Origin of the sequence: Parasedimentitalea maritima, from assembly GCF_005771405.1 — a bacterium.
Taxonomy (GTDB): Bacteria; Pseudomonadota; Alphaproteobacteria; order Rhodobacterales; family Rhodobacteraceae; genus Parasedimentitalea; species Parasedimentitalea maritima.
On sequence record NZ_VAUA01000013.1, the window covers coordinates 118,250 to 124,991 of the forward strand.

General features: G+C 52.7%; 6 protein-coding genes. 5 read left to right on the forward strand and 1 reads right to left on the reverse strand.

Features of this window, described 5'->3' with window-relative positions:
* The first annotated feature begins 103 nt into the window (after positions 1–103).
* Entirely contained in the window at positions 104–2,062 is a 1,959-nt protein-coding gene (locus FEE96_RS21420; RefSeq protein WP_138165176.1) for a bifunctional 2',3'-cyclic-nucleotide 2'-phosphodiesterase/3'-nucleotidase, read from the forward strand.
* 48 nt (positions 2,063–2,110) lie between these two features.
* Here FEE96_RS21420 and FEE96_RS21425 read toward each other — a convergent pair whose 3' ends face one another.
* Positions 2,111–3,013, reverse strand: a complete 903-nt coding sequence (locus FEE96_RS21425; RefSeq protein ID WP_138165177.1) for a LysR family transcriptional regulator — start codon at positions 3,011–3,013, stop codon at positions 2,111–2,113.
* Positions 3,014–3,133: 120 nt separating this feature from the next.
* Here FEE96_RS21425 and FEE96_RS21430 point away from each other — a divergent pair, with 120 nt between their 5' ends.
* The 4 genes from FEE96_RS21430 to FEE96_RS21445 all read left to right on the forward strand — a co-directional run.
* Positions 3,134–3,796, forward strand: a complete 663-nt coding sequence (locus FEE96_RS21430) for an NAD(P)H-binding protein (protein ID WP_138165178.1) — start codon at positions 3,134–3,136, stop codon at positions 3,794–3,796.
* A gap of 59 nt (positions 3,797–3,855) precedes the next feature.
* The gene (locus tag FEE96_RS21435) at positions 3,856–4,473 is read left to right on the forward strand and encodes a glutathione S-transferase (RefSeq protein ID WP_138165179.1); all 618 of its coding nucleotides are present in this window, start codon (positions 3,856–3,858) and stop codon (positions 4,471–4,473) included.
* Between the two features lie 568 nt (positions 4,474–5,041).
* The gene (locus FEE96_RS21440; protein ID WP_138165180.1) at positions 5,042–5,887 is read left to right on the forward strand and encodes a flagellin N-terminal helical domain-containing protein; all 846 of its coding nucleotides are present in this window, start codon (positions 5,042–5,044) and stop codon (positions 5,885–5,887) included.
* A gap of 682 nt (positions 5,888–6,569) precedes the next feature.
* On the forward strand, positions 6,570–6,742 hold a 173-nt coding region (locus tag FEE96_RS21445; protein ID WP_484237546.1), incomplete at its 3' end, for a flagellin N-terminal helical domain-containing protein.

Genomic DNA, 6,742 nt, shown 5'->3' on the forward strand with positions numbered 1-6,742 from the left:
TGATCAGCTGAACAAAGAAACACGTGCAACAAGAATGTCATATGATTGCGCTAGCACCGTGCTATCCTGACCGGATAACAAAAATAAGCTCTGGGAGTTCACTATGCCTATTCGGATCGATCGACGTTCATTCTTAGCCGGTAGTGCCGGTCTTATCGCACTGCATCCATTTTCAGTTCAAGCTGCCAGCAACCAGGTACACTTGCGCTTGATGGAAACAACCGACTTGCACGTGCATGTGTTCCCCTATGACTATTACGCCGACAAACCCCGTGACACTGTTGGTCTGGCTCGCACCGCGTCCATCGTCAAAGAGATCCGCGCAGAGGCCACCAACTCGCTGCTGCTCGACAATGGTGACTTTCTGCAGGGCAACCCAATGGGCGATTACATCGCCTATGAGCGCGGCATGAAAGAGGGTGATATGCACCCGGTAATCGCTGCGATGAACACACTGGGATTTGAAGCCTCAACTCTTGGCAACCACGAGTTCAATTACGGGCTCGATTTCCTGATGAAATCGCTGGCCGGGGCGAATTACCCAGTGGTCTGCGCCAATATCTCAACCGAGACCGGCGCTGGCCCGCGTGACGACAAAACCCTGCTGCCCCCCTATATGATGATCGAACGTGAGCTGACAGATGGTGCTGGTGCGACGCATCCGATCAAGATCGGCCTGATTGGTTTTGTGCCGCCACAGGTGATGAACTGGGACCGCCGCCATCTGGAAGGCAACGTTCAGGCACGCGATATTCTGGAATGCGCCCGCGCTTACGTGCCCGAGATGAAGGAAAAAGGCGCCGATATCATCATCGCCCTGTCCCACTCGGGTATTGGGTCGGCGGATGAAACAGAAGGCATGGAGAATGCCTCGGTTCCATTGGCAGCTGTTGAGGGTATTGATGCCATCATGACCGGCCACAGCCACCTTGTGTTCCCGTCCTCCAAATACGCCGACTTTGCTGGTGTAGACGCCGACAAGGGCACCATTCACGGCAAGCCCGCCACCATGGGCGGGTTCTGGGGCAGTCACCTTGGCCTGATTGACCTGATGCTGGAACGCGATGGCAACGGCTGGCGTGTGGTTGGGCATGGCTCTGAAGCACGCCCCATTTCCAAGCGCAACGAAGACCGCAGCTATACGGCTTTGGTTGAAGACGATGCAGCTGTTTTGGCAGCTGTGGCAACAGAGCACGATGAGACCCTGGCCTATGTGCGTCGGGCCGTTGGCAAAACCGATGCGCCGCTGCACAGTTATTTTGCGCTGGTGGCGGATGATCCGTCGGTGCAGATCGTGTCCAAAGCTCAGCAGTGGTACATTGGCGAGATGCTAAAGGGAACTGAGTACGAAGGCCTGCCAATCCTGTCGGCGGCGGCTCCGTTCAAGGCGGGTGGTCGTGGTGGACCTGAGTATTACACCGACGTGCCCAAGGGCGATGTGGCAATCAAGAACGTCGCTGACCTTTATCTGTACCCAAATACCGCCCGTGCGGTTTTGGTAACGGGTCAGCAAGTCAAGGATTGGCTGGAACGCTCGGCTGGCATCTTTAATCAGGTTGAAGTCGGCAAAGGTGATCAGGTTCTGCTGAACCCATCCTTCCCAAGCTACAACTTTGATGTAATCGACGGGGTGACCTATCAGATCGACCTGTCGCAACCGTCGAAGTTTGGACCCAAGGGTGAACCGGGTGATGACAATGCCAACCGGATTGTGAACCTGATGTATAATGGTGCGCCACTGGATCTGGCCGCCCAGTTCATTATCGCCACCAACAACTACCGCGCCAGCGGTGGCGGTAAGTTCCCGGGTGCGATGGGTGACACCATCGTGTTCGAAGGCCCCGACACCAACCGCGATGTGATTGTGCGGTATATCGTTGAAAACGGCACCATCAGTCCGCGCGCTGATGCCAACTGGTCCTTTGCCCCCCTGCCCGGCACCTCGGTGCTGTTTGATACTGGGCCCAAGGCAAACGACTATGTCGACAGCGTTGAGGGCATGAAGATCGCCCCTGCTGGCGAAGGCCCAGAGGGCTTTGCCCGGTTCAAGATCGACCTGTGATCTAAACCGTCAAAACAAAGAAGAGGCCGTGCAAAAGCGCGGCCTTTTTTAACGGTAAGTCCTGTTTTCTGAGAAATGCTCGGCCAGCAGGTCAAATACCATCCGAATACGTCGACTGCTGTGCAGCTCGCGGTGGGAAACCAGCCAGACCGGCACATCAAAGGGCTCCATGTCGGGAAATGCCGGTTCAACCTCCGGCGTGCACTGGGCCACATCATCAGTCATCACTGCTAGTCCCAACCCGGCCTTGACCATTTCCCATAGCGTTACACTGCTGGAGCTGATCATCTTGTAGTTCGCCCGGTCCAGCTGCAGGCCGCGCCCAGACAACACACGCAACGAACGCAGGTAGTGATCTTGCCCGATGAAATCCACGCCAGTCAGATCCCGAGAGACATCAGGACGACCGATCTTGTCAAGATAGCTTGACGCCCCATAGATCCGCGCTTGGGTTTGCACCAATTTCTTGGCAATCAGGTCCGGCTGTTCTGGTTGCACGTGGCGAATTGCAATATCAGCCTCGCGCGCAGTCAGGTCGCTCACCTTGTCAGAGGCCAGCAATCTAATTTCAATCCCCGGCGCATGCTGTCTAAGTCGCGCAACAAAGGGCGGCAGTATGTAAGCCATCATGGCCTCGGTGGCGGTGATGGAAACCTCACCTTCGACAGATTGCGACTGCCCTGATGCGGTCAAAGAGATTTGGCCGGCTGCCTGCAGCATAGCGCGGGCCTGTTCGACCAGTTCAAGGCCCGATTTGGTCAGATCCATCCGGCGCCCGTTTCGTTCGAACAGTGTAACGCCCAGATCCGCCTCAAGCGCCGCGATTTGACGGCCCAGTGTTGGTTGGGTCAGCCCAAGCACACGGGCCGCTGCCGAGAACGAGCCCTCGTCCACAGTGGCCAAGAAGGCGCGTATTTGATTCCAGTCGAAAGAGACAGATTTCCATTCCATGCATTTTTGTATGCCAGAAATGCAATCCTTGGCAATTCCCATACACACACCGCGAGCTTATCTGGGTCATGAAACAGACGCGGCTTTGCGTCTAACGGATACAAGCCAAGGATTACATCAATGACTGCACAAAATCTGGTTATTTTCGGAGCCTCTGGAAACTGTGGCCAATGGGCTGCCAAGTCTGCCATTGAACAAGGCTATAATGTACGTGTCCTTGTCCGCCCCGGCTCCAACATCAAACTGCCCGACGGTGTAGAGATCATGCACGGAGAAGTCATGGATGCGGACACAGTAAAGCGTGCTGTTCAGGGCCAAGACGCCGTTCTGTCTTGTCTTGGCATTAAGAGGAAGTCTGCATCCAACCCTTGGTCGCCTGTCGTTTCCCCGATCGATCTGGCAGAACAAAGCGCCAGAAACATCGTCGCGGCCATGAAGACGCACGGCGTTAAACGTGTGGTGTCGATCAGTGCGGCGGGCGTCGCAGACAGTTGGCCCCACATTAGCCCGGTGATGCGGCTTGTGATCCGATCCAGCAATATTTCCGTTGCCTATCGTGATCTGGCCAAGATGGAACAGGTATATAGGGAAAGCGGTTTGGACAGCTTGGCGCTGCGGCCCGTCACACTGACCAACGGAGAAACAACAGCTGATACAAAGGTTGTAGAACGCTACATGCTGTCCTCTAAGATCAGTCGGGGTGATGTCGGCAGCTACATGGTAAGGTCCCTTGCCCGCCAAACGTCGTTCTCTTATCCAACTGAGATGATCAGCGCCACATAGTCTTGTGGGGGGAGATTGAGGGTTCTATTGTCGCGTGACTTTTCTCTAAGGCGCGACACATGACCCCCACTCTCTATTCTTTCCGCCGTTGTCCCTATGCCATGCGGGCACGACTGGCACTGGCCTCCTCCGGTCAACAGGTTGAACTGCGCGAAGTGGTACTGCGGGACAAGCCTGCCGCGTTTCTTGATGTATCACCCAGTGCGACAGTCCCCTGTCTGGTCACAGCGGATAGTGCGATCGACGAAAGCCTGGACATCATGACTTGGTCGCTGCGTCAGTCTGACCCCGAAGAGTGGTTGGATATGCCCGCTGCCGGTTGGGATTGGATCAAACGTGCGGATGGGCCTTTCAAGGACGCACTCGACCACACCAAATACGCAAGCCGCTATCCAGAGATGGATGCATCTGAACAGCGAGATTTGGCCGCTGAGTTTTTAACGGACCTTGATCAACAGCTTGGTGTCTGGATTTTTGAAAAGCCCAGCATCGCCGACTACGCTATCTTACCCTTTGTCCGGCAGTTCGCCTTCATTGATAAGGACTGGTTCGACGCACAGCCCTGGCCGGATCTACAGACCTGGCTTGACGCGTTTCTAACCTCAGACCGGTTTGCCGCTATTATGAGCAAGTATCCGCAGTGGGTTGAGGGGAACGAAACAGTTCCCTTTCCTTAGCTTGGACACACGGCATAGCCGACCCGTAATTCACAACCAACCCTTAAGGCCCAAGACCAAACCAGCTGATAAAGTGGTGGAATTTGTTTAGCAAAGTGACTGATTCCTTACTCAGGACTGCCTTTAAAGGCATCCCCAACCCCTAATTCGCCTTCGTGGTCACATTTCTTCAATGTCTATTTCCAAAAATTCATAAATCAGATGCCCAATTTCAGACACAAATGAGCCATGAATCGGAAAATCAATATTTCACGCAACACTTTGGAATTAGCCTACAAACCTGAAACGCCTGCAATTTCCAACGCCACAATTCGAGACAACACCACTAAAAACCAAGCAGATAGAGTAAGGAATTATCAATTTTTCATAATTCTTTAATTAGCACCTCGTTCACAATTAAGGTTCTGTTAACACTTACCAACCAAATATGAAGATGCACTCTGGGTGGGGTGGCGTGGATAAGTTGAGTTAATAATCGAACGACTATTCATAGTGTCAGAATGGCCCTTTTACAGCCGATAAAGGCGAAACAAACGTGAGGGAACTCACGTAATTAGGGATTATTATTATGACAAGCCTTCTGACAAACAACGGCGCAATGGTTGCTCTTCAGACATTGCAGACTGTTACCAACAACCTGACTGAAACACAGACACAGATTTCGACCGGTAAACGCGTTGGATCCGCCAGTGACAACGCCGCCGTTTGGGCCATTTCCAAGACCATGGAATCCGACATCGCGGGTTTTGAATCTATCTCGGACAGCTTGGCCTTGGGTGAAGCAACTGTTGCTGTTGCTTCTGCCGGTGCTGAGCAGGTTGTTGAAAAGCTGACAGAAATCAAAGAACTGCTGGTCTCTGCGCAGTCTGAGAACGTCGATCACGACAAAATTCAAAACGACATCACCAAGAAAACCGAGCAGGTTGCCTCGATTATTTCTGCCGCTCAGTTTAACGGTGCCAACCTGTTGGCCACAGATGTAGATGGCAACGGTGCGACCTCATTGGGTGTTCTGGCCTCGTTGGACCGGGTTGGTGCAACTGGTACCCCTGCTGCCACAGAGATCGCTGTTGCAACCGTTGATTTTGAAGCCAACGTTGACCTTTCGGGTATGACCACAGTTGCCGATGCCACCAGTGCTGCGACTGCTCTGGGTGAAATCGAAGCCTTCCTGACCACCGCCATCGATGGCGCTGCGGCTCTGGGTGCTGACTCCTCCCGCCTCAAGGACCAGGGCGGCTTTGTGAACAAGCTGTCGAACGCCATGAAGCAGGGTATCAGTGCGCTGACAGACACCAACATGGAAGAGGCCTCTGCCCGCCTGAAAGCGCTGCAGACACAGCAGCAGCTGGCCGTACAGACGCTGTCGATCGCCAACAATGCACCTTCGGCAGTGATGCAGCTGTTCCGCTAAGAACACCACCCAAGGCACAAATGTGCTATCTAGAAAAGGTCGCCCTAATTGGGCGGCCTTTTTGCATTTTCAGGGCCCGAGATGTTAATGCACCCGCATTTTGAAACCGCCGGGAGCGATAGCTGAGAAAAAATCTCCAATAAAGTCCTAGGAAATCCCTAACCCCCAAAGGCTCCTCAGGCCGAAACCCGTTACATCGTATTAATGAGTCTTGCGGTTACCCTACTCAAATCGACCAATTTGGACTGTGCGAATTGCACGTCACGCCCTAAACTTACATTTTTTTAAGATGTGATTGTAGAGATCGTTGGTTTTGGTGCCTCAATGCAGCCTCAAATTCGCCCAAAATACGGACGGGAAAAATACTCCAACATATTGAAAGTAAACGGATAAAAAAGAATCAGCTAATGCTCGCCTGCCACATTCCACCCGTACTTTATCAATTTCCGTAAGAAACAGGTAAGGAATAATCAATTTTTCATAGTTCTTTAATTAGCAAACAATTCACAATTAGGGTTCTGTTAACACTTACCAACCAAATATGAAGGTGCACTCTGGGTGGGGTGGCGTGGATAAGTTGAGTTAATAATCGAACGACTATTCGCAGTGTCAGAATGGCCCTTTTACAGCCGATAAAGGCGAAACAAACGTGAGGGAACTCACGTAATTAGGGATTATTACTATGACAAGCCTTCTGACAAACAACGGCGCAATGGTTGCTCTTCAGACATTGCAGACTGTTACCAACAACCTGACTGAAACACAGACACAGATTTCGACCGGTAAACGCGTTGGATCCGCCAGTGACAACGCCGCCGTTTGGGCCATTTCCAAGACCATGGAATCCGACATCTC

Coding starts and splice junctions, on each gene's coding strand:
- FEE96_RS21425 (WP_138165177.1), bottom strand. CDS start 3,013: ATGGAATGGAAATCTGTCTCTTTCGACTGGAATCAAATACGCGCCTTC.
- FEE96_RS21420 (WP_138165176.1), top strand. CDS start 104: ATGCCTATTCGGATCGATCGACGTTCATTCTTAGCCGGTAGTGCCGGT.
- FEE96_RS21430 (WP_138165178.1), top strand. CDS start 3,134: ATGACTGCACAAAATCTGGTTATTTTCGGAGCCTCTGGAAACTGTGGC.
- FEE96_RS21440 (WP_138165180.1), top strand. CDS start 5,042: ATGACAAGCCTTCTGACAAACAACGGCGCAATGGTTGCTCTTCAGACA.
- FEE96_RS21435 (WP_138165179.1), top strand. CDS start 3,856: ATGACCCCCACTCTCTATTCTTTCCGCCGTTGTCCCTATGCCATGCGG.